Origin of the sequence: Okeania sp. SIO2C2 (assembly GCF_010692625.1) — a bacterium.
Classification (GTDB): domain Bacteria; phylum Cyanobacteriota; class Cyanobacteriia; order Cyanobacteriales; family Microcoleaceae; genus Okeania; species Okeania hirsuta.
In genome coordinates this window covers 1-25,317 of the sequence record NZ_JAAHGM010000070.1, presented here as the reverse complement: position 1 = coordinate 25,317, position 25,317 = coordinate 1, and the positions used below count along the sequence as shown (strand labels likewise).

Sequence of the window (25,317 nt, the reverse complement as noted above, 5' to 3'; positions counted from 1 at the left end):
TAAGTCCGCGCCTTATCTGTCTATTTCTATAATACCTGTGACATCCTCCCGACGCTGACCTCTAGGAGGTGCAGTGCGGGCTTCCAACATCGCTGTTAGACATTGCTGCCCTGCGCCACTTGTCTAGACAAAAAGTCCCCGACAGCCCGACTTGACAGCCCATTTCTTGCCCCCAGAGTCCCTGGGTACTAAGTTGCTCATAACCTCGGTTACATATTTCCTGTGCTGAAGCTACGTCTCTATCAGCCTCATATTTGCATTCTGGACAGCTATGCCATCTATTAGAGAGTTCTTTTCTGACTAGACTACGGCAGTTTGGGCAAGTTTGAGAAGTACCTTTGTGGTCTACTTGAGCAACGTATACTCCCCGCTGTTTCCCAACATCAAATAAAATACTCCTAAACTGTCCAAAACCTGCATCAACAGTATGTTTACCCAAGAAACCTTTAGCCATGGTTCTAAAATCTATATCTTCTACAAAGATAGTCTCAGCCATGTCGCATAATTTATGGGCTAATTTGAGCTGATAGTCTTTGCGTCTGAATGCAATATGATTATGCTGTTTCTCTACTTTAATCCTTGCTTTCTCATAATTAGCAGAACCCTTATTTTTCTTAGACAATCTGCGTTGTAGCACTTTCAGCCGACTATGCTCTGTCTGGAAAAATTTTCGTCCAGGTTCTACGAAACCATCACTGGTCGCTAGGTATTTATCCAGTCCTACATCTACCCCGATGAAATGCCCGTGGGGTAGGGGTTCTGGAATAGAAATATCAGATTGAATAGTAATTACAGCAAACCACCCCATTGCCTTCTTTAGTATCCTGACCTGCTTGACAATAAAATCTTCAGGTATTGGACGATGCAAGTTTATTTGGACTTTTCCTAATTTAGGGAGTTTGAGAAGCCATCCTGTAATCGGATTGACTTTAAATTGAGGAAACAACATAGACTTCATTTGTCCGTACTTTTTGAAGCGAGGAAATCCATAACCTCTGTTCTGGAAAAAGTCCCAAGCATCGTGCAATCTTCGGATAGTTGTCTGCAATACCTGAGAAGGAACAGCAGCTAGTCGCGGAAACTCTTTCTTAGCCTTGGGGAGATTGTTTTGCTGTTGCTGATATCCAGGGAATGGGTAATCAGCACTCATAATATACTCACTGTCCAAACTACACCGGTCTATTGGACATTTTCTCGAGGCAATCCAATCCTTAAGTTCTCGAAGAGCATAGTTATAAGCACTACGAGAAGTTTCGAGCCATTCATTCAATAACTCGACTTGTTTTTGGTCGGGATAAATTCGATAAGTGTAGTTGAGTACGAGCATAGTTTGAACGATACCACAAAGCGCAATTGCTGTAAATGCTGATTTGAAGGGATCGATAGATAACTTTTGACTACTTTTGTTTTTGTTAATGATCGGTATTTAATTTTTTTTCTAACTGCCGACTTCCAATTGACATGGCATAACAAATAATCCAAAAAAGTATGCCGTTAAATAAATAAACTTCTGCATAATCTCCTAAAAATTGTGGTTGAGCTAAGATTGAGCGACTCATGCGTAATAATTCTGATAATCCGACGATTGATAATAAAGTTGTATCCTGAAATAGACTAATAAACTGACCTACAATTGAGGGAATAGCAACTTTTAATGCTTGGGGTAATACAATTAATCCTAATGCTAATGGAGTATTAAAACCTAATGCTTTTGCTGCTTCTGTTTGACCTCTTGGTACGGACTGTAAACCTCCTCTAATATTTTCTGCTAGGTAAGCTGAACTAAATAAAGTTAATCCTAATATTGCTCGTAAAATCCGGTCTGGTCGCATTCCATCTGGTAGAAATAGGGGAATCATAATTTGCCCCATAAATAAGATTGATATTAAAGGTAATCCTCGGATAATTTCAATATAACCAATAGAAAATATTTTGATTACTGGTAATTTACTTTGTCTGCCTAAAGCTAATAAAATTCCTAGAGGAAAAGATAGAAAAATGCTAACTATAGCCATTAATATAGTTAACATTAAACCTCCCCAGTCGTTTGTAGATACAGATTTTAAACCTAATCCTCCTCCGATTAACCAGATAATTAAGAGAAAGGCTATAAACCAAATAAAAGATATGTATTTACCTATATTTGGAATTTTTTTGCCTAAAATTTTTCCTACCCATGCAGTACTAATAACTAAAATAACTATTCCTATTAGTAAGAGTTTGAATGGGGTTGTTACTGGAATTAATAATAAAATGGCAGGTATGACAGCTAGAAAAATTAATACTGGTTGGGAAAATAATGTGGCTGAGTGTCTGGCAATAATTCCCCAAGAGAAACCAGATAAACTAGAAATTATGCTAACTATTAACCAGATGCGCCAATATTGGTCTTTAGGATATCTACCTACCATTAATAATGGCAAATTAACTTTGATTACTTCCCATTCTGCTTGAGTTGTTGCCCAAGAGATAAAACCTGTTATTCCCTTGGTAATAATGCTGAGTAAGATAATAGTTAATAAGGTGTTATACCAGGTACTAAAAAAATTTTGTCTGAGCCATTCTATAGGATTATTTTCCTGAAATGGAGGTGCTGATGATTTATTAGTATTAATTGTTTTCATATAATTAGGGTTTACCGAATAATTAATAATTAATAATTAAGAGTTGATAGTTGATAGTTGATAGTTGATAGTTAATAATTATTAATTCAACAATTCACGCCTTGAAGCAGCCCCTTGGATAGGGGACAAAATAAGTGCTTATGCAAAATTAATTACACATTAGTTCTTATGCAAAATTAATTACACATTTTATTATATATCTCCAATCTTATCCAGAAGTTATCAATTATTTCTCCCTGTTCCCTGTTCCCTGTTCCCTGTTCCCTGTTCCCTGTTCCCTCTCTCAACTAGGAAATTGATTTTGCACGACTACTTAAAAAAATCATTTTAGTCAATCCTATCCGTTTTAAGAAGAAGTAATTATTAATTATTAATTGTTAATTGTTAATTGCTGAACTATCTAATCTCAAAGCATTGACTGATATTGGCTAAAGTCTTTTTAGGGTTGAAAAAACTGCCTGGTTTTCAGTCCAAAACCCTCAAGGGGAGCGGAGGAGTTAGGGAGATGGGAGGATTTTTCGCTGGTGGTGAATTGCCATTATTTTTGTGACGTAAGGAGAGTTCATTAATTGATAATGGATAATTGATAATTACAAGAAGGTTAAAACCGTTACGGAATTGAAAATAAGGAAATATTATTTCTTCTCTTGGTCGATTGGATATGGTTAGGAAACCCATCCATCCCACCCTTCGGGAAGCTCCGAATATCGACCGCTTTTTTGCCTTTGAAAGGGGAGGCTTTAAAGCAAAATTATTTAATTAATAATTATTAATTATTCGGTAATTATTAATTAGGGCTTGCTGATTTAATATTAAAGCATTGACTGATATTGGTTGTAGCATTTTTTTGTCTAAAAAAGTATGAGCTTTTCGGTGGAAAGAGCTGCATAAAGCTATTGTTTCGGGATGATTATGACAGAAAAATTAAGGGAAAACTTTTCCGACTACCTCATTTATAATTCCTATTTTTCCTGATTTCTGACTCCTGACTTCTACCCCTAGCACTCATACTTGATTCAGCAAACCCTAATTAATAATTATTCATTATTCATTATTCATTGTTTTGTTATCTTTCTTTGAGTTGAACGCTTTTATTTAAGGAATTCATAGACAATGAAATTATCAAATTTATCAAAAGATAAACTGCCATAATTAGAATAAATACTTCTACTGGACGACCTGTTTGATTATAAGTAGTATTAGCAACTGAATATAAATCTGGATAACCAATAGCTATTGCTAAACTAGAGTTTTTTGCTAAGTTCATATATTGACTATTTAATGGTGGAATCATTACCCTTAATGCCTGGGGAAAAATTACCAACCGCATGACTAAACTAGATTTTAATCCTAAAGATTTTGCTGCTTCCCATTGTCCTTTTGGTACTGCTTGAATGCCGGAACGAACAATTTCAGCAATAAATGCACCTGTATAAAATACTAATCCTACCAGTAAAGCTGACAGTTCTAATGTTAAATTTAATCCCCCTTCTGTTGCTCCTGTTTCTGTTGCTATTGGTGGTTGCCAACCTAGAGCAAATATAATAATTAATAATTCGATAATTCCAATACTAATTACAGCGATAAGTTGAGGTTGACCAGAGGTAGCTTTTTCCGTCATTAACTTATTTCGCAACTGCCAAATAAATATAACAGCGATCGCTCCTATTACTAAAACTATTAACCATAACCAAACATTCAGAGTATTTTCCGGCCAAGGAATAGATATTCCTCGTTTACTCATAAATATTGGTCCTGGTAATTCTAATTTTTCTTCTGGTTTGGGAAGAGTGAAAAAAACTGCAAAATACCAGAAAAATAACTGTAATAGTAGAGGGGTATTTCTGACAACTTCTACATAAACCCGATTCAAATTTCGTAGTAACCAGTTTTCGGAAAAACTAGAAATTCCAGCTAATATTCCCACTATTGTTGTGAAGAAAATTCCCAAAATCATTACTCGTAGGGAATTAATAAAACCTGCTAATAATACTTGAGTATAGGGGTCTTTTGCTTTGTAGGGAATGAGACTTTCACTAATACTAAATCCAGCTTCGTTTCCTAGAAAACTAAATCCAAATTTTGTACCTTGTTGTACTAAATTACGGTTAAGATTGCTAATCATTATAGTTACGACCGCAACAAAAATTACTATAGCGATAACTTGTAAGGCAATACGCCAAAATCTTTCATCTCGCCATAGTGGAATTTTTTGATTTTCCTGGTCAATCATTTTTATTGTTTAAAATTTTTAGCGAAAGGGTGGTGAATAAAGTAGACCGCCATTAGTCCACAAATTATTTTGACCGCGAGGTAGTTTAAATGGAGAATTTTTACCTAAGTTTCGGTCATAAACTTCACTATAGTTGCCTACTTGTTTAATTACACGATAGGCAAAATCATTACTTAAACCTAGACCTTCACCAAGATTTCCTTCTACTCCTAAAAATCGTCTCACTGTTGGGTCATCAGAATTTTTCTTCTCATCTACATTTGCTTGAGTAATACCTAATTCTTCAGCCTCTATCAAAGCATAAATTACCCATTTAATTACATCAAACCAAGCTGAATCATTATTCTTTGTTGCTGGACTTAAAGGTTCTTTTGAAAGGTTAGTATTTAAAATAATATGTTGTTCGGAATTAGGTAAAGTGCTACGACGACCCAATAACTGAGATTTATCGGAAGTTATCCCATCACAACGTCCTTCTTCTGCATAAGCAGCATAAGCTGAGTCTGCTTGTTGAAATGTTAATGTCTCAGCTTGAATATTTCGTTTAAGGAGATTATCTGATAAAATAAGTTCTCTGGTCGTACCTGCTTCAACACAAATTGATTTACCTTCGAGGTCCTTTAAAGATTTAATTCCACTATCAGCACGAACCATCATTCCTTGACCATCATAGAATGTTGTGGGGGCAAATTCTAGACCTACGGTGGTATCTCGGCTAAGACTCCAAGTTGTGTTTCGAGAAAGCATATCTACTTTTCCACCATTGAGAGCTGTAAAACGCTCAGTTGAATCTAGGTTACGATATTCCACAGCATTTGGATCGTTAAATAAAGCTGCTGCTACTGCCTTGCAAATGTCAACATCTATTCCGGAATAGTTACCGTTTTGGTCTACAAAACTAAATCCGGGTATGTATCCTTCTACTCCACAATGTAGTTTGCCACGTTCTTTTACTACGTCTAGACGACTTTTTCCTCGTGGAGTTTGCTTTATAGGGGAGTTTTTACAAGCTGTCAAGTGTGTAAAAAACAGCAAAGTTGTCAAGAGCAAATATACCCATTTTTGCATAATTTCTTTTCAGTCTCGTGCTAAGAACTTTTCATTTACCGAATAATTAAGGTTTAAAGCCTCTCCTTTAAAGGATACAGGATTTACGCAAAGGCACTATTTATAGATTCAAATACGATTGGACAATAGTCTTGAGCGCTATATATAGCGTATCTGCGTAAGTCCTATTATACCATGCATGAAAAAAGAATGTTACGAATAATAAGCACCCATAAAAAGACTTTCAGATAAACTCTGTTTCACGAAAAAGGTAATTTAAAATATCAAAAATGGTATTAAATCTATCCATTATGCATTATAAATTCTAAATCATGGATTATAATAAATGCCCTAACTATTTGTAGCAAACATTTATCAATTTGGTATTAGTCAATCAATTCCGTTTTCTTTTGGGAGGTAATAATTAATTATTAATTATTAATTATTGAATGTATCGGATGTATTGGAGTGATCGCTTATTAATTTATAGATAATTTCAGCTTTTTTTGAGTGTTCAAAACCGCAAGCGAGTTTGCGCTCAAAAGTCTTTTTGTAGGAGTACGAGCGCTAATTATCTAGATACTATATATAGATATAGCAGTCGAAGGAAAAGTTAAGACATATCAAAAGCTTAAAACTCAGACAACGCCAGATTTTTCCTTCTTTCTTCTAGAGTCTGTCATCAATTAGAACTATAAGCTTTGTGAGTCAAGGTTTTTAGCGTCTGGAGTCTTTCCAGGCCAAAATTTCAAAACTCTTGCTACATAGCACTTTCAGATTTAATTGATGACACGCCCTAGGATAAAACTGTGTGACATCTCAGGAGAGGTTTTAAATCTTAATTATTCGGTAAAGACTTTCTGTGGAACATCCCTAAATTATTTTTTTCAGTCCTTCTTTCTTACTTCTTCTATAAAGATTTGGGAAAGGATGTAGATTAATTCCCAAATCTATAAAGCCATTAATTTTTAACGGAATGGAGGAGAATAAAGTAAGCCACCATTTGTCCATAAATCATTTTGACCGCGAGGTAACTTAAATTGAGATTGTGCTCCTAAATTACGGCCATAAATTTCACCATAGTTGCCTACTTGCTTAATGACTCTATAAGCAAAATCATTACTCAAACCCAAACCTTCCCCCAGGTCTCCCTCTACTCCTAAAAAGCGTTTGATTGTAGGGTCCTCAGAATTTTGCTTCAGGTCATCTACATTTGCTTGGGTAATACCTAACTCTTCTGCTTCTATCAAAGTATAAGTTACCCACTTAACCACGTCAAACCAAGCTGAATCATTATTTTTCGTCACAGGACCCAAAGGTTCCTTGGACATAGTAACATCTAGGATGGTATGAGTATCTGGATTAGGTAGAGTACTACGACGACCCAACAACTGAGATTTATCAGAAGTCATCCCATCACAACGTCCTTCTGCATAAGCAGCATAAGCTTGGTCTGCTTGTTGAAATGTTAATGTCTCAGCTTCAATGTCTCGTTGACGAAGATTGTCTGTTAAATTTAGTTCTGTTGTTGTGCCTGCTACCACACAAATTGATTTGTCTTGCAGATCGTCTAAAGATGTAATCCCACTATCAGCACGGACCATCATCCCTTGACTATCATAAAATGTTGTGGGGGCAAATTCTAGACCTACGGTGGTATCTCGGCTAATGGTCCAAGTAGTATTTCGAGAAAGCATATCTACTTCTCCACCATTAAGAGCTGTGAAACGCTCAGTTGAATCTAGGTTACGATATTCTACAGCATTTGGGTCATTAAATAAAGCTGCTGCTACTGCCTTGCAAAAATCCACATCTATCCCTGAGTAGTTGCCATTTTGGTCTACAAAGCTAAATCCTGGTAGAGCTCCTTCTACACCACAATGTAGTTTGCCACGATTTTTTACAACATTTAAACGACTTTTTCCTGGTGGAGTTGGTTCAGATAGGAAATTTTCACAAGATGTCAAGTATGTAGAAAAGAGCAAAGTTGTCAATAGCAAATATACCCATTTTTGCATAATTTCTTTTCAGTCTCCTGCTAAGAACTTTTCATTTACCGAATAATTAAGGTTTAAAGCCTCTCTTTTAAAGGATACAGGATTTACGCAAAGGCACTATTTATAGAGTCCAAAACTATTGGACAATAGTTGTGAGCGCTATATATAGCGTATATGCGTAAGTCCTAAGGATAAAGGAGAAAAAAGCGGTCGAGGGATGGCGTTAGCGGAGCGGGTCTGCAAGAACGGGTCTCCTCGCCATATCCAATCGACCAAGAGAAGAAAAAATTTTCCTTTTAGTCAATCAATTCCGTTTTCTTTTGAGAGGTAATTATTAATTATTATAGTTGTTTAACTTAAAAATGAGACGTTTTTTCGTCTGAAACTTCCTCAGAGCAAGAAAGCTTTGTCTCAATCTCAAGTTAAATGACTATAATTATTAATTATTGAATGTATCGGATGTATTGGAGCGATCGCTCATTAATTTATATAGATAAGATAGAATGTCAGCTTTTTTTGAATGTTCAAAACTGCAAGCGAGTTTGCTAAAAAAAATATTTTTGTAGGAGTATGATCGCTAATTATCTAGATACTATTTATAGCAGTCGAAGGAAAAGTTAAGACATATCAAAAGCAGAAAACTCAGACAACGCCAGATTTTTCCTTCTTCCTTCTGGGATAAAAAGGTTTTTTTCTTTTTTTCTCTGGTAGGGCAACATACTGTGGGACATCCCTGGAGAGGTTTGAAATCTTAATTATTCGGTAAAAACTTTCTGTGGAACATCCCTACATTATTTTTTTCAGTCCTTTCTTCCTTCTTCCTTCTTTCTTCTTACTTTTACTGTAAAGATTTGGGAAAAAGTGTAGATTAATTCCCAAATCTTTAATCTTTAAAGCTATGATTTTGTAAGCATTCAGCTATTAGCATTTCCTACAGAATGCTACGCAAACAGATGCATGAAAACATTCAAGCAATTACTAAGGTTAGCGGATAATCTTTTTCTTTCGGTCTGAATGCGGAGCAAACATATTTCACTCCTTGGATACTAATTCCTCCTTCGGTACGATAATGAAATAACTCATAGCTGATAGCTGATAGCTGACCACTGAATGCTTACATTAATTTTTAGCGGAATGGAGGAGAATAAAGTAACCCACCATTTGTCCATAAGTTATTTTGACCGCGAGGTAACTTAAATTGAGATTGTGCTCCTAAATTACGGCCATAAATTTCACCATAGTTGCCTACTTGCTTAATAACTCTATAAGCAAAATCATTACTCAAACCTAAACCTTCCCCCAGGTCTCCCTCTACTCCTAAAAAGCGTTTGACTGTGGGGTCATCAGAATTTTTCTTTTCATCTACATTTGCTTGGGTAATACCTAACTCTTCTGCTTCTATCAAGGCATAAGTCACCCATTTTACCACATCAAACCAAGCTGAATCATTATTTTTCGTCACAGGACCTAAAGGTTCCTTGGACATAGTAACATCTAAGATGGTATGAGTACCTGGATTAGGTAAAGTACTACGACGACCCAATAACTGAGATTTATCGGAAGTCATCCCATCACAACGTCCTTCTGCATAAGCAGCATAAGCAGGGTCTGCTTGTTGAAATGTTAATGTCTCAGCTTCAATGTTTCGTTGACGGAGATTGTCTGTTAAGTTCAGTTCTGTTGTTGTACCCGCTTCAACACAAATTGATTTGCCTTGGAGACCCTCTAAAGAATTAATCCCACTATCAGTACGGACCATCATCCCTTGACCATCATAAAATGTTGTGGGGGCAAACTCTAGACCAACGGTAGTATCTCGACTTACTGTCCAAGTAGTATTTCGAGAAAGCATATCTACTTCTCCACCATTAAGAGCTGTGAAACGCTCAGTTGAATCTAGGTTACGATATTCTACAGCATTTGGATCGTCAAATAAAGCTGCTGCAACTGCCTTGCAGATATCCACATCTATCCCTGAATAGTTGCCATTTTGGTCTACAAAGCTAAATCCTGGTATAGCTCCTTCTACCCCACAGTTTAATTTACCACGCTCTTTGACTATATCTAGACGACTGGTGGTTTGTTGACTTTCTTCTTCGCAGGCTGTTAATGGTACTACCATTAACACAGTTGCTATTAGTAGAGATAAGCATTTTTGCATAGTTTATTAAGATTTTTTTAATCTGGGAAAAATAACCTATTCAAAACTACCATAACGTTTAACTTAGCGATCGCTAAGTTAGAGGATTTCAAGTAAATACTTTCCACATTTAGCAGGGAACAGGGAACAGGGAATAGGCAACAGGCAAAAGTTGGAAAAACATTTTCTAGTCTAAGATTTGTCATTAGTTTATGTCTTAACCAATTCTTTATTAGCTATATTTATTTAAATAGTTTCTACTTATATTTGACATTATTTGAATATATAGGACTATATTTCTGTAGAACTTTTACTATACCGATGGTGAAGGTTCGCTACCCAAACGTTCTTCAGCTAAATCTCTAATTAAAGACAGCCGAGACTGGATATATTCGTTAATTAAATCTGCTTCCCTGCCATTTAGGGAATTTCTAGTTTTCAACTGTTTGATTAACCACTGAACTAGGGTAGCATCATCTAGGGATATTAAGGTTGTAGCTTGGGAGTTCTCGATTAAAGACCAAAGCTGACGCAACATTGTGGGAGTCATAGAACCTCCATATAAGTATAAATAATCATCTTTTTGGCAGATTGGTACAGGCTAGTTAGTAACCAGGACGTAACCCAAAGCATATATATTCCCAATCTTATGCTTTCTTAACTATTCTTTTATATTTAGTTAATAGTAACTGAAATCTACTAATATCAGAAGCAGTTAAACACAATAAGTTACAATTATTACCAATATCTTTACAAACCGATGTTGTTCTTTACTTATTTTTGATGGGACTCAAAAGGTTTCATGGGTATTTTATCGGAACGAAAATTAAAGTTAAAGCAGTTTCCTAGTTAATTAAGTACATATATTGATGGTTTTAGGTAGTAGGGAGTAGAGGAGATGGGGAGGCAGGATAGGGAACAAACAAAAAAATATTTACCCCGTCAGTGCTACCACATTAATCACCTAATCTGTTGCAAGTTGATTTACATATTTTTGAGGTAAATTATACTTTCTTTTGTATAAAAAACAGTATTCTTCTATACAAATATCTAATATATATAGGAGTGGAAATTATACATATTGATCATTTTTTGTGTCTTTTTTCAGAAATTTTCTTCCCTATTACCTCTGTTGGTCAGCATTCCCTTGCGTCTGTCGCCGAGGCGGGGTCTGACCACTTGTGGCTAGCCTTTTCCAGAGGAGCTAAAACTAACGTCGTCGCGGGGTCGCACCGCTGTTCCCTGTTGCCTGTTCCCTACTTGTGCAAAAAGTCTATTCTTTTTCCCAGATGTCTAATATACAAATATCTAAGAATTAATTTGTTGATCAACTTTTTGTATTCTGTCCAATTCAAGGTCTGATAGATAATCTACACACCAGTTGGCCAAACGCTGGAGCATATGAAAAGGATAAGTATGAGCGACACCAACTACAGACATTCCTGCGAGTTTAGCTGCTTCAATTCCGGCAAAAGTATCTTCTATTGCTAAACATTCTGAAGGCTGTAGATTCATGTCTGGATATTGTTGATTTAGAATATTTACTGCCAACAAATAAGCATCGGGTTTTGGCTTACTAGCTTCTAGATCATCTCCAGCAATAATTGTCTTAAAAAAATCAATTAAATTAGCTTTATTTAAGACTAATTCTACTTCGGATCGAAGAGCGCCACTAACTACAGCCATTTTCAGATTAGCTTGAGCGACCTGAGAAATAAAATCTATCGTATCTGAATAAATTGGTAACTCTTCAAGACTTTCTAATTGTTGTTGATAAGCTAGAGCTTTACGTTTAATTAACTGGTCTAAATACCCTTCATTAATATATCTACCTCTTTCGGTAAGTATTCCTTCTAAACAAGCACGATCGCTTCTTCCTAAACAGAATTGGTTGTATTCTCCTGGTCTAAGTAGCAAATTTTCATCAATTAATACTTGTTCTATTAATTTTTCATGGAGAAATTCATCATTAATAATTACACCATTAAAATCGAACAAAATAGCTTTGATAGTCATAAATTATAGCCATTTATATTTCAACTAATTACAATCAAAAAAAAAATTCAGGACTCATATTTTTAGTGGTCTACAATTATAGTAATTTAAAATAAGAATGAAACACTTTTTATACTGAAAGTCTTTCAAGGCAATAAACCCTATCTCAATCTAAATTTAAATGACTATATAATACTAAATAAGGTTGCAAAAACCAACTTTTCAATATTGATAAATATTTTTATATCAAGCAGTTACGCTATAAAAATAAGACATTTATGAAAACCGGATTTAGTATCAATAAGAAAAAAAGTATCTAAGGTTATAAGTTGACCGAATAACCTCTGGTTGTATAAATAGCTGTTTTAGCATTAAAGTCATTTCAGTTATCAGTTATCAATTATGAACCTATCCCAGTAATAAGATTTTTGCTGAAAATCCTAAATATTTTTAGAGTTAAAAACTAAAAATCAAGCTTTTAAAACACATTTTACTTAAACAAATAAGCTTATTAAAATTTGTTACTCAAGTTTCATTAGGTGATCAATCATATTGAGTAATAGGTTAGTAAGTCATTGCTGCACTTATAATTTAGATAATCTCCTTGAATACCATGAAAGTGTTGAGAAGTGTAATACTCAGAATCAACTAACACCAAATTCAGATGAAGTTGCATAGAATCATATGTTAATCAGAGTTGACTTTAGATAGAGACAGACAAGCTAATAAATTTCATAATTCTGTGCAGCCTCACATAAAATTGCTATAATAACTAAAACCTAACACTTCAAACCTGAAATTATCAATTATTCAGTGAGGCGATCGCTTTATGCCTTCCAACATCATACTATTGCGGAATAGTTCCATAGCTTCTTGGTAAATTAAAAAGTTGCTGACCAATGGCGCTAGAAATTTTTCGTATTTTGTATTTTTCTTAACGGCCATCAAATTTTTCCTGTCTTAATTTCCTAAATGTCAGTATAAGGTGAGTTTTTCTTGCTTGCACTATGGAGTAAAAAATTAGGAAATTTTCTTCTGTAGAGCTTTTCTAGCAATTTTTGTCACATAAACGGTTACAGTAACTGTAGCTATTAAACCTACTCCATAAAGAATCCATTCTGCTGTGGTACGCGTCCCTCCTTCTGTGCCCAAAGTTGCCAAACTGCCAGCTAGGGAACCAAGATATACATACATTACTGTTCCTGGCATCATCCCAATCCAAGAAGCGAAAAAATAGTCTCGTAAAGATACTTGAGTTACTCCAAAAGCATAGTTTAGTAGGTTAAAAGGAAAAATAGGAGATAAGCGAGTTAGTCCAACAATTTTCCATCCTTCGTCAGCTACTGCTTCATCAATGGCCTTAAAGTTTTCATTTCCTTCTATCTGTTTGGAAACCCAACCTCGCGCTAGATAGCGACCAACTAAGAAGGCACAAGTTGCACCTATAGTTGAACTGATGGAAACGTAGATGGAACCAAAAATAGGGCCAAATAACAGACCTGCACCTAGAGTAAGTAGTGAGCCTGGAAGGAAGAAAACTGTGGCCAGAATATAAATAATGATAAAAGCTATGGGACCCCAAGGGCCAAGAGTTTTTATCCAATCTAGGGCATTTATCAAGAGTTGTTGAGCGTTAAATTTATGAGCAATAATTAGGAGGGTTGCTACTACAAAAATAATTAAGAGTGGTTTGAGTAGCTTGTTTAATTTTGGCTTTTTTTCTGTTTCTTGTTCTAGGTTATTCATCTATTAGTATATACGACATTTACAATAATCTTAGTATTAATGTATATGATACTCGTATATAGAGGTAAAAACCTTTATTTTCATCGTAGTCTTATCAGATTTTTATCTAATTTTCATTTAACATTGATTCTGACTATGGGGTATTTTGGGATAATTTTTTTGACGATTTCTTAGATATCTCTGATACTCATTTTTGACTGAGTTGCTTTATCAATAGAGATGTTTGGTAAACATTTAAAATTGAATGATTCCTAGAAAGAGGATTTAATTCAAGTTTAGATGTTATGCTTACTTTTCTAACAGATATAGCAATTAGAAATCATTTGTAAAAAATCTAAGGATATATAAAAACTCTGAAACTTTTACCTCTATTCCCAGCTCCGGTGTTCCCTAAATTAAAAGATATTTTTACCCGCAACTGAAATAGGATTGCTACATTTTTCTAGTGATTCTAAAATAGTTATTTTTATCCATACCTTATTTGTTAAGTAGTGTAGGTGATATGACTAATTCGAGTCTTCGAATTAACTTGCTAATTAGTTGAAGTTAATGGCTCTGTAGCTACATCATTTAAACCTACTGAATTAAGCAGATTTTGCCATTCTGATTTAAGTTTGTTATCGTTCGGATTCAAACTAATTTTTTCTGCTAAGGCATCCAGTTTTTCGTGCCATATACCTGCGTCCGAATAAATTAACCAGCGGTCGCTCTCTGATTTTTGCTGTATTTCTGTTGTCAAATTTGGATTGGGATTAACTCTTTTAATTGAGCTTTGAACAATAGTTCCAGAACCACTTCCTTCGCAGCTCAAAGAGAATGTCCATTGATAATTTTCTCCTACTTTTAATTCTGGTTGATTGCTGGGAATTTTAATGCGTATAATGCCCTGACTATTTGATACTGGTAGTAGCTTTTCATAAACTATTTTTTGACTAGAGTCTTTCAAGATAAATTCTCCAGCTATAGCTGTGTTTTCTGGCACATACATATAAATTGTTGGATGTGAGGCTAAGGTTACTAGGGTTAATTCTTGTGTTTGATTTATCTTGGGAATTAGAGGAGTTAGAGGTTTTTGATCCTCATCTATACAATTATCTTGTCCTCGCGATCCTCCACCATAAGTACCTGTTGAACCGCCTTCGACTCTAGGAACAATATTTGCTAAGGTATTTTGAGAAATACCTAGAGTAGTATCTGCTTTACCATTAGTTGAACTAGCAGAATTAGTAGAATTTGCCGATGTACTGTTGGGAAAAGAAGTAGTAAATAATCCTAAAAATAATGTCAAAACCATAGTTTTGAGAGTAATAGAAAAACGGAAATTTTGTAGATACATATTCTGAGTTCCTTTTTTGGGTAACTGTTTTAATTACTTATTACCAGGGTCATTTCATTCTAGATTTTGACAATGAATTTATTGATTTTCAGACAGCGAAAGATAAATTTCCTAAAGCTGTAAATAACGTGGTTTCGTCAATACATAAAATGGCACAGTTTAGAATGAAATAGCCCTGACTTATTACTATTATAGTTGATCCATTTATGAATTGTGTAACTAGCTAGTTGAAGAAGGAATAAGGCAGGAAGAAGAAGGTAAGAAAGATTGTACAATCAGCTTTTTAAGCTGATTTTAAGTGGTTATACCGATTCCCATGCATTAATGCTATACTTAGGTAAAGTTCAGTTATTAAGTAATTAACACAGGCCGAATCACCTTTTTACTAATTTGAGTCAAGTTAATGTTAATTATTCTTATGTTTACTTCTCTGTAAGGATGTTGCATGCAACGTCCTTTACGGGTGTTAACGGCCGTTAGCTTGCGCATACTTCCCAGGTGCCCCTACTCCCCTACTTCCCAGCTAAAGAAAATGTAGAAAAGTTTTTGAGAAATGGTATTAGTTATTTCGGTAGTGCCTGTGCGAAAGTGTGGGAATGGTAATATAATCGTTGTCCTTAAATACTTTCTATGATCATGGAATGTCCTCTATGTGGCCATCAGAAAACTCATAAACATGGAAAGACCAGTAAAGGAAGTCAACGATATTATTGTCCTGAATGCCTACAAACTTTTCCTGCGGAATGCTGCGCAAACACCGATACTTTTGACACTCTCTACTATCGTAGAAAAATTCAACACCGTTACAAATGCGCATGGTTCTACAGGCTCACGTTGAGGGCAGTAGTTTAAGAGGGATTAGTCGAACAGTGAATTTGGCCTATAATACGGTAGTTAGTTTGGTGAGAGCTGCCTCTGAAAAAGGACAAAAGATTCATAATGCTCATGTCCAGAATATCAATACCTCACAAATCAGCAGTGATGAATTTTGGTCATTCGTCCAAAAAAACAAAAACAGTGCCAGTATCAGGAATTGACAGAAGGGGATTGTTGGGTTGGCATGACCCAAGCTTCATCCAGTGGATTAATTCTGAGTGCTAGAGTAGGTAAACATACTGACCAGTTCATTGAGGAATTGATCGTCAACACAGAAGGGAAAACTAGCTGTAGAAAATGGCATACTGATGATTGGGGAGGGTATGAACGAGTCTTCCCCCCAGAAGTAGAACACATTATTGGTAAAGACCATACACAGCAATTGGAACGCACAAATGGAATTATCAGACAGCAGATCGGTCGATGGCATCGCACCCCAGAATAAATTTGGCAAGCTCTGGCAACAAACTGAGGTAACAGTAAGGTTGGCGATCGCCTACTTTAATTGGATTTGGGTTCATAGTCGCAAAGAAAATACTGCTGCGCAAAGAGCTGAGTTAGCGATCGCTCCTTGGAGTTGGAACGACTTAATTACTTATCCCACACTTTACTGACGCACTACCGTTATTTCCACCATCCTGCACTAATGTGTGAAAAAATAGTTGAATATTTTTTTGTGGTTGTAGAAAAATAGCAACATTGATGAGGAGTCAAAATTGAAAATTATTTGTTGTTTATGGTTAATTTAAAAATAGTTTTTCCCAGTAACTAAATATACATTTACTGGTATTTTTTTTCCTTTTAAATTTAAATTACCCCAAGCTTCTACTGAAAATTTTCTATCTAAATATTCCAAAGTTTCTTGAGCAATCAAAACTCGACAAATTCCTGGATGACGTTCTTTATCAAAACTTTCTAAGCGAGAAGCAATATTAACACCATCGCCAATTACTCCATATTCTAACCGATTTTTTCCACCTAAACTACCAACTGTAACAGTTCCTGTATAAATCCCTATACGCATTTTTAATTCAGGAGAATTTTGTTGTTGCCATTTTTGATTTAATTGTGATAGATGTTGACCCATTGCTAAAGCACAATTAACTGAATTTTGCGCATCTATAGCAATCTCTTCAACACTGGTACGAGGTACTGGTATTCCAAATACTGCCATAACTCCATCTCCAGTAAATTTGTTGACTATTCCGTGATGATTTATGACAATATCTGTCATGGCACTCAGATATTCATTCAACCAATTCATTAAAGCTTCTGAAGTTTTTTTTTCAGAGATAGTGCTAAAGTTTTTTAGGTCAGTAAATAAAATTGTTGCTGTAACTGTTTTTGGAGGCAAAATTCCACTATTAATCAGATATGAACGTTCTTGCCAAAGAGCATGAGCAATCTCTGGAGAAGTTTGTTGACCTAATAATTTCATTACCATATTTTGTTGTTGCCATGATTCCTGAATTTTGTAGACTATTACTACCCCAGTTGTCATAACTATTCCTAATATTGGTGCTGCTACAGGTATCCATCCCATTTTGATAAAAATGCCATAACTAATAGCTACTAAAACTCCTAAAGCTAGAACATTAATTAGCAACAAAATAAAAGGTCGTCTGATATGCCAAGCAATACTACCACTGACTATTGACCAACTAAAAATCCATAGTATTTCCGTTGATTCATCCCAGTACCAAAATAGCTTTTGATCGTCAAGAACTGCACTAATAATTTGACTGGTAGCTTGGGCATGAATCTCTACTCCTGACATCTTTAACTTTAATGAGTAGCTGTAAGGGGTAAAAGAAAAGTCGTTGCTACTAGAAGCTGTATTACCAATCAAAACAATTTTGTTTTTAACTAATTCGGGGTCAAAGTTACCTAATAAAACATCTTTGATTGTAATTTTTGGAGCTATAGATTGAGAATTACGATAATTAATTAAAATTGGATATCCCTGAGCATCAATTTGTTGATATCCTCCAGAGTTAGGTTGTAGTTTTTTAAATATTGCGTCACCTAATTGATATTCGTTATTTTCAGTTATCTGAGGGGATATTTCATATTCTTGGAGATAAGCGAGAGCTAAATGTAAGGCAAACGCCACCATTGTTTCTTGATCATTATTAATAAATAATGAATAGCGACGAACTACAGCATCTGGGTCAAAAGGAATATTATTAAAGCCAATTCTTTCCTTTGGGATACTAGGAGGTGGCAGTGTTGTACTCACAAATTCATTGCCAATAAAAGTAATGCCAAAAACATTTGGTTTCTGTAGCTGTTCTACTAATTGTGTATAACCGGGATATTTAGGGAAATCTCGGTATATATCTACACCTATTACTGAGGGTTGATGCTCTTGTAGAGAGGCTAAAACATCTGCTAAATTTTTGTCGGATATTGGCCACTGTCTTAAATACTGTATATCTTCTTCAGTAAGCTCTACTACTAATAATCTGGGGTCAGAGATTTCATCAGGCCCCAGACGCACCATCCCATCAAATACAAATAGCTCTAGTCGCTGTAATACTCCTAAGTACCTGAAAAATAATAAACTCAGAATTGCTCCACCAGAAACTAAAATTGCTGATATTGGTATTCCGTAAGAATGGACTTTTTTATCTATCCACTTAACAAAATGTATAGGATGCATAATTTTGATGGCCATTCATCCTGAATCTAATTAGGATGAAGCAAGTATTCTCCACACTCTTGGTCAACTTAAACAGAAAAAAGTATGGGAATTACTCAACTTCACCTAATTGCACTTACTCATGTCTTCCGCCATCTGGCATAATTGCACCGCTGAGGAGCGCCCCTTCTATACTAGCTCCTTCGAGGTTTGCTCCCCCTAAATTTGCTCCTTCTAGATTTGCTCCTGCTAAATTTGCACCTTCCAAATAAGCTCCTCCTAAGTTAGCTCCTGATAGATAAGCTCCTTCTAAATTTGCACCTTCCAAGTAAGCTCCACCTAAGTTAGCTCCTCCCAGATAAGCTCCTCCTAAGTAAGCTCCTCCCAGGTTAGCTCCTCCCAGGTTAGCTCCTCCTAACTTTGCTCCTGCGAGGTTAGCTACTGGTAATTTTGCTTCTCCAAGATTAGCTCCTCCTAAATTTACACCTCCAAGTCTGGCTCCTTCGAGGTAACAGTTGGGACATTCGCGAGTTTCGAGCAACAGTCTAATGTTTCGTTCTATTTGTTGGTTAGTCATTATTTGGAATAATAAAATATAGTCTAGATATCTATTTTATAAACTATAGTGCTATAGAGTGGATTAAATATTTTTACGACTGCTTATTAAGATATGATGTTAGTTAAATTATGAGATTAGTTAAAGCACCTATCTGTTGAGGATTAATTTAGAGGGTATTATTTTATATGTATTATCTATAATGTTGATTTTTATAAAAACTGGAGTCATATTATATCAGCTTAGATATTTGTAATACTAAATTTGATTTACTTAAGATTGTTGATGAAAGGAGGAAGTAGAGCAAAATCATCAATTTTTTTTCATGTATGATACTTAGTATGAATCATGGGAAACAAGGAAAAAAGAGAAGATAAAATGAGGATAGGATAGAATTTTTTGGATTTTTAATTAAGCGGTGATGATATTAGTATTACCCTGATTTTCAGATTTGCTGCCAAATTTTACTGAAAAATTTGTGGGTATGCGCCTCCCCTTTTAAGGGAAAAAAAGAGAATATTTCTTATGCCAAGCATCCTGATTGTAGAGGTACTGATAACTGTTAACTGATAACTGAAATAATCAGGCATTTAAGTTAATCATTATTGACACAAAGGTGAGCTGGTAAGGGGCTAATTTTTTGATATTCTGATAGGTACTTTTCTAAACTTTCAAGTTGAGATAAATTAAGACTGTAATATATCCAACGACCATCCTGGCGACTTTTAACTAAAGCAGCTTCTTTGAGATTTTTGAGATGAAAAGATAGTTTGGACTGAGAAACTTGAAGGCGATCGCATATATCACACACACATAGTTCTTGTGTACGCAACAGTTCTAATATTTTAATTCGTAATGGGTCAGAAAGTGCCTGAAAGCTTGCTGCCATAGAAGTAGGGGATAAGTTTAGTGATGTTTCTAGCATTGTTCTTGTGATAATTTGCTGGCTTTGTATATAAGTTAGTAATATATAGTATTGCTAATTTAGATATTATCATAGATTTGGGAATTCAGGAAATTAAACATCTCTAAATTAATCCTTTAGTAGTAGCTTGGGGATTAATTTAAACTATATTTTTTACTTGCTCTAAATTATATTAATGACCCACTGCAACTAGAGCCACAACCTGCTGTACAACCGTAACAATAATTTGCTGTCTGCACTTGTTCAATTATGTCTAAACTATTAGCTTCTAATAACTTAGCTACTGTGATTTTTTCAATTTTGTTAGTTTGAGCTGGGATCTTTTCCATCTGATTAAAGTCACAGTCATAGACATTACCTAAATAATCAATTGATAATTCATTTCGACACATTAAATTTTCTACAGTCTCAGAATTAAAATTTGACTCCAAAAAATCTAGATAAGGCTGATATATTTTTCTATTTTGCAGATATAGCTTAGTTCTACCTATGGGTAAATTGGTAATTGTAAAAAGTTGGTTAAAGTAGATGTTAAAATTCTCTTCTAAATATTTTTTATAATCTTCCTCTAGATTTTTTTGATTAGGAGGAAGGGTAAATTTATTTTTCTTTGGAACGGGAGGATTATAAACTAAATCTAAGATAAGATGTCGATCTTTTCCATATCCTAATTTGTTTAACCATTGCAATGCTTTAATTGATTCACTATAAACGCCATCACCGCGCATTTTATCGACATTATCTTCTAAATAACAAGGCAATGATGCCACAATTCTCAGTTGATTGTCAGCACAATATTCTGGAATATCTGCAAATCCTTTAACAAAATAAATTGTTAAATTAGAACGAACAATTACTTCTTTTTTATTTGTTCTAGCAGCTTTAACTAATTGTTTAAAACCATAATTCATTTCCGGTGCTCCACCAGTCAAGTCAACTGTTTGAATTTGAGGAAATCTATTAATTAGTTCAATTAATTGTTCACAGATTTCTGGGGAAAGTTCTTCTGTTCGTTTCGGACTCGCTTCAACATGACAATGGGTACAGGCAAGATTACAACGTTTGCCAAGGTTAATTTGTAAAACAGTAATTTTTTTCTTAGTTAAGGTTTTATCAAGTTTGGTTTTGAAAGGTGTAAAAGCTGTCTGAATCATTGTTATTATTTAATAATAAGGAGTTTAAAAATTTGTGATATATTTTTTTTGACAGATAAGTATTGATTGAAGTAAATTTTATATTTACATTTTTCTGATTTTTTCATCATTATATTTTGATGTAATGATCTTAATTTTAATGATTAATTACCACTTTGAGAAAATGGCTAGGCATCTATTTTTTCAATAGCTTTTGTACTCCTTTACTATAGTTTAAATAAAGTTTTTCATCAACAATTGTATTTACGGTTTCCTCGCACTAATTAACTTTGACTAAAGTAGGTTATGAGGTCAGTACTACAGATAGCTATTCTATTTTTTTTGTAGATGTTTGTTTAAGAATTTTTACCAGTACAGAGATTTTTACTAGGGTCAGAGTTTTGGGCGATCGCTCCACTTGTATTATACCAATTTGAAAAAAGAATGTTACGAATAATAAGTGCGATAAAAATATTTTACAGTAAATGTTCCTTTGACAAAAAAGATAATTTACACCCTAAAAATGGTATTAAAGCCATTCATTATGACTCCTGACTCCTGACTTCCCCTCCTGGGAGGGGCGAGGGGTGGGTTGACTGCTAATAAATAGCCTAACTATTTGTAGCAAACATTTATCAAATTGGTATTAGTATTTGATTCAATAGTTGGTTTAGAGTTAGGAAAACAATCATTAGTTATTCCTACACTCAAATATAACAGTAATAGCAAATGTCATAAAATAGTGATGTTTGATAAAATTCAATTTATAGATTTTTTAATTTAATTATTAATTACAGACATTTATAATTAAATCTAGATAAACTGAGTCTAACCTGAGAAATAATTAAGAAATAGGCGAGGATATATAAGTATCTGTGCTTTAAGTTAGAGAGTCAGGAGTCGGCATAAAAGCAAATTATTGAATAGTTCGGCAGGTAATTTTGTCAATAATTCAAGGTTGAAAACTTCTCTTTGACTTTGTCACTAGCTGTCGCCCTACAACAAAAAAATCTTTTAGTAAATCTTCTTCTTTTCAAAATAAATAATGATTAATTGTTGATTTTTGAATATTAGCACCTTTTTTGAATTTTGCATGACTGCCCTGATAATCCTAAAATTTATACAATTTTATCCGCCAAATTTTTGGAGAGTGAGAGTAAGTTTTTTAATATTCAATCTGGGATAGATAAAAAATAAAAATGTCATTGTTTTATCCAGATTTTTCACATTTGCTTTAATACTAAATTCAGAAAATGTAGTTGCGTCTCTCTTGGTCGATTGGATATGGGGAGGAGACCATTCCCTACAGGACGCTGACGCGTTAACGTAGTTGTGCGCTATCAAAGCTATCCTACCCCTCGGGAAGCTCCACTTTTTCCTAGGTCATGCTCCGCAAAGATGTCGCGCAGCGTTAACGCAGTTGTGCGCCAGCAAAACAACCGCTTAATCTATATTTTTGACCTTAAGTCTAAAATTTTCTCACTCGCAGATATTGTAAATATTGAAATAGGTAGTTTATCGGATTGGAGAAGTTATTTTTAAGCATGATTTTCAGCTTTTTTTTGTAGCATTCTTTTTTCAAATTGGTATAAGACCTCTACGCTTATTTAAAGAAATTAGTGGTGCGCCTTTGTGACAGGTATGAAACCCACATTATTCAAATTTTAACACAGTTCCTCCGTAGGAGGCTAACTGAGTCAAAATCTCAAAAATTATTTTATGGAAAGGATAGTTGTTGTGATTAGCAGGATTTTGTTTTGATCGAGTATAAGATTAAATTTAATCCTTGTATTTACTATGATTAAAAATTAGGAAGAAGGATGAAAGCTAGAAAGAAGTTAATTAAAATTATCAGCAAATCTTTGCGAACTGAAGATGATTATATATAGCTGTCCTAAATAGATTTTGAACAAATTTTAGTTATCTAAATACTGAGGGTTAATTCTCTTGATATATGCTAATGTTCATATTCTATCTAGGATAGCTATAGCAGTGCTGAAAATTAAAAAAAATCTTTTCTATTCCTTCTTTATTCCTCCTTTCCTAAAAAATGCTGCACTAACAAACCTAGTTATTTTAAAGAGTGGAAAAAATATTAATCTCCTAAGCTTCGTTCCACATAACCTTAACTTTATCTGGCATGAAATTAGCTATTTCTTGAATTCTTTCTGGAGAAAGTTCTTCCTTTGTCGCAGAAAAAACAGCTTTAATTACAGTTTCCGGTGCTATTCCTTTAGGAACACCTGATTCTTGATTCACTCGGAAAATAAAAGTATCACCATCAAATGTAAGTGGTGGTCGAATTTTACTCAGAAAAGCAACAAGTGGATTATTATCTTTCCAAAGTTCTGCTATTTCATCTGGGTCTGGTTTTTCGCTACCAGAATTTAAATCTGAAGCTACCTGATTAGATGCTTCTGTTGTCATTAAATCTCGCATTGTACGAAAGACAATAACACTAATATCTCTGGCATCATAAATATCTGGTAATCCTGCTTGAGTTTGAACTTTCTGAAGAAAAGGCACAAATTTTTCATCTACAGGAACTTGTTGAGAATCTGTCATAATTAAATCCCTAAATATTATTAGATTATTAGATATTATCACATAGGTAAATACAAAAAAATAACTACTCAGGTAGTTTTTATCTACTCACTAATATGTTTGCCATCTAGATAGATAATAATTGAGATAGAATTGAGATAGAGCAGTCGCTTTTTAGTTTCCTAGATTTATTGGTTGTTGACTGGGGGGAGTTGTAAATCCAGTTTTATCAAGAATATAAACAACTCCAACCGATAAAATTGCTCCTACGATTAATCCAATTGCTATTAATACTAAAATAAACCGCTCCAGCATTACCTTAGTTTCAGGATTATAAGATTCTATAACTTCCATTTCGTCATTTTGGTCGTTTTTATTTTCTTCTGACTCAACTGAATAATTATCTAAAGGTTGAAAATTTGAATTAGGCATTTTATTCATTCATGGGTAATGGATAATTGGTAATAGCTCAAACACCCTCAAAATTTATGAAATGGTAGGTTTGTAGAACTGGATATAGCTATGGTATCTTATCATAACTGATTAGAAGAAGTAAGAAGGAAGAGTGAAGAGGAAAAAAGGAAAAAGGAAAAATCTTACTTTGTCTGAATTTTCAGCTTTTGATAAGCCTTAACCTTTCTTTCGACTGCTATGTATCAAAAGTTTTGGTAGTTCAAAAGTGGTTAAATATCAAGAATATTAGAACTATTCCCAACGTGGTAATTTCAGTTATCAGTTAACAGTTATCAGTTATCAGTATCTCTGCAATCAGGAGGCTTTACATAAGAAATATTCTCTTTTTTTTATTCCCTTAAAAGGGGAGGCGCATACCCACAATTTACCGGTAAATATGTAGCAATATTCTAAAACTGGGGCGACCATTGCATCAAAATAATACCATTTTTCACGCATTATTGCTAAATATTATTGAGAGTAGGGAGTAGGGTAAAAAGACATAATATATTTGGTTTTAATGCCGATAATAGTATGGGAACATTACTGAAGCATTATTATCACTTAATAACTGAAGTTGCATATAAACTATAGCATTATTTTTTGGAATTTGTATAATGTATTAAATTTTATATAGATATTAAATGATTTTCCAATTTTTTTTAAAAGGATAAAGTCTTCCTAACAAGATGGGAAATTCACTGACGAAGAGTATGATTAAAGCGTTCAATATAAGGGTGCATCTCAATGCAAGAATAAAGCCAAAAATTTATCGCTTTTAGGCAACAGCTCATCTGGCAACAGACAACAGGGAATATATAGGAAAAAAGTATTTTTGCTTGCTATGAGATGCACCCCAATATAACTTGTTGTACCTATTTATTTTTCTACTGTTTTATGTCTGATTGATAGAAAAACTTGATTATAAACTGACCAAAAATATGTATAGCAATGAGCGCTGGTATATTTACAAATTGTAGTAGGGGCAAAAGAGCTAGAAGTCTTATATGATTCCTACGGAATGCTTGCGCAAACGGCAATTTATTCCCCCTGTTCCCTGTTAAGTGTTGC

Annotated in this window: 18 protein-coding genes and 1 pseudogene; 1 reads left to right on the top strand and 18 read right to left on the bottom strand. The window is 34.4% G+C overall.

Features of this window, described 5'->3' with window-relative positions:
• Positions 1-61: 61 nt before the first annotated feature.
• The 12 genes from F6K18_RS30975 to F6K18_RS30920 form a co-directional block, all read right to left on the bottom strand.
• Positions 62-1,327 carry an RNA-guided endonuclease TnpB family protein gene (locus tag F6K18_RS30975; RefSeq protein WP_124154183.1) on the bottom strand — a complete coding sequence of 422 codons (1,266 nt, stop codon included), beginning with the start codon at positions 1,325-1,327 and terminating at the stop codon, positions 62-64.
• 85 nt (positions 1,328-1,412) lie between these two features.
• Positions 1,413-2,624, bottom strand: coding sequence for an amino acid ABC transporter permease (locus tag F6K18_RS30970; protein ID WP_287526663.1), 1,212 nt, complete (start codon positions 2,622-2,624; stop codon positions 1,413-1,415).
• A gap of 1,066 nt (positions 2,625-3,690) precedes the next feature.
• Entirely contained in the window at positions 3,691-4,857 is a 1,167-nt protein-coding gene (locus F6K18_RS30965) for an amino acid ABC transporter permease (protein ID WP_287526660.1), read from the bottom strand.
• Positions 4,858-4,875: 18 nt separating this feature from the next.
• Complete coding sequence (locus F6K18_RS30960; protein ID WP_287526658.1) at positions 4,876-5,925, bottom strand: amino acid ABC transporter substrate-binding protein; 1,050 nt, start codon at positions 5,923-5,925, stop codon at positions 4,876-4,878.
• A 947-nt stretch (positions 5,926-6,872) separates the two neighbouring features.
• A complete protein-coding gene (locus F6K18_RS30955; RefSeq protein ID WP_287526655.1) occupies positions 6,873-7,922 on the bottom strand; it encodes an amino acid ABC transporter substrate-binding protein in 1,050 nt (349 codons plus the stop codon).
• Between the two features lie 1,105 nt (positions 7,923-9,027).
• Complete coding sequence (locus F6K18_RS30950; RefSeq protein ID WP_287526652.1) at positions 9,028-10,062, bottom strand: amino acid ABC transporter substrate-binding protein; 1,035 nt, start codon at positions 10,060-10,062, stop codon at positions 9,028-9,030.
• 17 nt (positions 10,063-10,079) lie between these two features.
• Entirely contained in the window at positions 10,080-10,247 is a 168-nt protein-coding gene (locus F6K18_RS30945) for a hypothetical protein (protein ID WP_287278317.1), read from the bottom strand.
• A 107-nt stretch (positions 10,248-10,354) separates the two neighbouring features.
• Positions 10,355-10,591, bottom strand: coding sequence for a hypothetical protein (locus F6K18_RS30940; RefSeq protein ID WP_124143608.1), 237 nt, complete (start codon positions 10,589-10,591; stop codon positions 10,355-10,357).
• Positions 10,592-11,349: 758 nt separating this feature from the next.
• Complete coding sequence (locus F6K18_RS30935) at positions 11,350-12,057, bottom strand: HAD family phosphatase (RefSeq protein ID WP_287526648.1); 708 nt, start codon at positions 12,055-12,057, stop codon at positions 11,350-11,352.
• 789 nt (positions 12,058-12,846) lie between these two features.
• Entirely contained in the window at positions 12,847-12,981 is a 135-nt protein-coding gene (locus F6K18_RS30930) for a hypothetical protein (protein ID WP_287526645.1), read from the bottom strand.
• Positions 12,982-13,056: 75 nt separating this feature from the next.
• Entirely contained in the window at positions 13,057-13,782 is a 726-nt protein-coding gene (locus F6K18_RS30925) for a TVP38/TMEM64 family protein (protein ID WP_287526642.1), read from the bottom strand.
• A gap of 532 nt (positions 13,783-14,314) precedes the next feature.
• A complete protein-coding gene (locus F6K18_RS30920) occupies positions 14,315-15,118 on the bottom strand; it encodes a DUF928 domain-containing protein (protein ID WP_287526641.1) in 804 nt (267 codons plus the stop codon).
• 621 nt (positions 15,119-15,739) lie between these two features.
• On the opposite strand from F6K18_RS30920, the pseudogene F6K18_RS30915 reads away from it, so the two are divergent.
• Positions 15,740-16,608: pseudogene (locus tag F6K18_RS30915) on the top strand (IS1 family transposase).
• A gap of 131 nt (positions 16,609-16,739) precedes the next feature.
• On the opposite strand, the gene F6K18_RS30910 reads toward F6K18_RS30915, so the two are convergent.
• The 6 genes from F6K18_RS30910 to F6K18_RS30885 form a co-directional block, all read right to left on the bottom strand.
• On the bottom strand, positions 16,740-18,671 hold the full coding sequence (locus F6K18_RS30910; protein WP_287526639.1) for an adenylate/guanylate cyclase domain-containing protein: 1,932 nt from the start codon (positions 18,669-18,671) through the stop codon (positions 16,740-16,742).
• Positions 18,672-18,771: 100 nt separating this feature from the next.
• Positions 18,772-19,212 (bottom strand): pentapeptide repeat-containing protein, encoded by a 441-nt coding sequence (locus F6K18_RS30905; protein WP_124143613.1) that lies wholly within the window; start codon positions 19,210-19,212, stop codon positions 18,772-18,774.
• A gap of 574 nt (positions 19,213-19,786) precedes the next feature.
• Positions 19,787-20,116 (bottom strand): helix-turn-helix transcriptional regulator, encoded by a 330-nt coding sequence (locus F6K18_RS30900; protein ID WP_287239985.1) that lies wholly within the window; start codon positions 20,114-20,116, stop codon positions 19,787-19,789.
• Between the two features lie 167 nt (positions 20,117-20,283).
• A complete protein-coding gene (gene arsS, locus F6K18_RS30895; protein WP_287526637.1) occupies positions 20,284-21,270 on the bottom strand; it encodes an arsenosugar biosynthesis radical SAM (seleno)protein ArsS in 987 nt (328 codons plus the stop codon).
• Between the two features lie 2,082 nt (positions 21,271-23,352).
• Entirely contained in the window at positions 23,353-23,814 is a 462-nt protein-coding gene (locus tag F6K18_RS30890) for a DUF2267 domain-containing protein (RefSeq protein ID WP_124143616.1), read from the bottom strand.
• 153 nt (positions 23,815-23,967) lie between these two features.
• A complete protein-coding gene (locus F6K18_RS30885; protein WP_124143617.1) occupies positions 23,968-24,225 on the bottom strand; it encodes a hypothetical protein in 258 nt (85 codons plus the stop codon).
• Between the last annotated feature and the right edge of the window lie 1,092 nt (positions 24,226-25,317).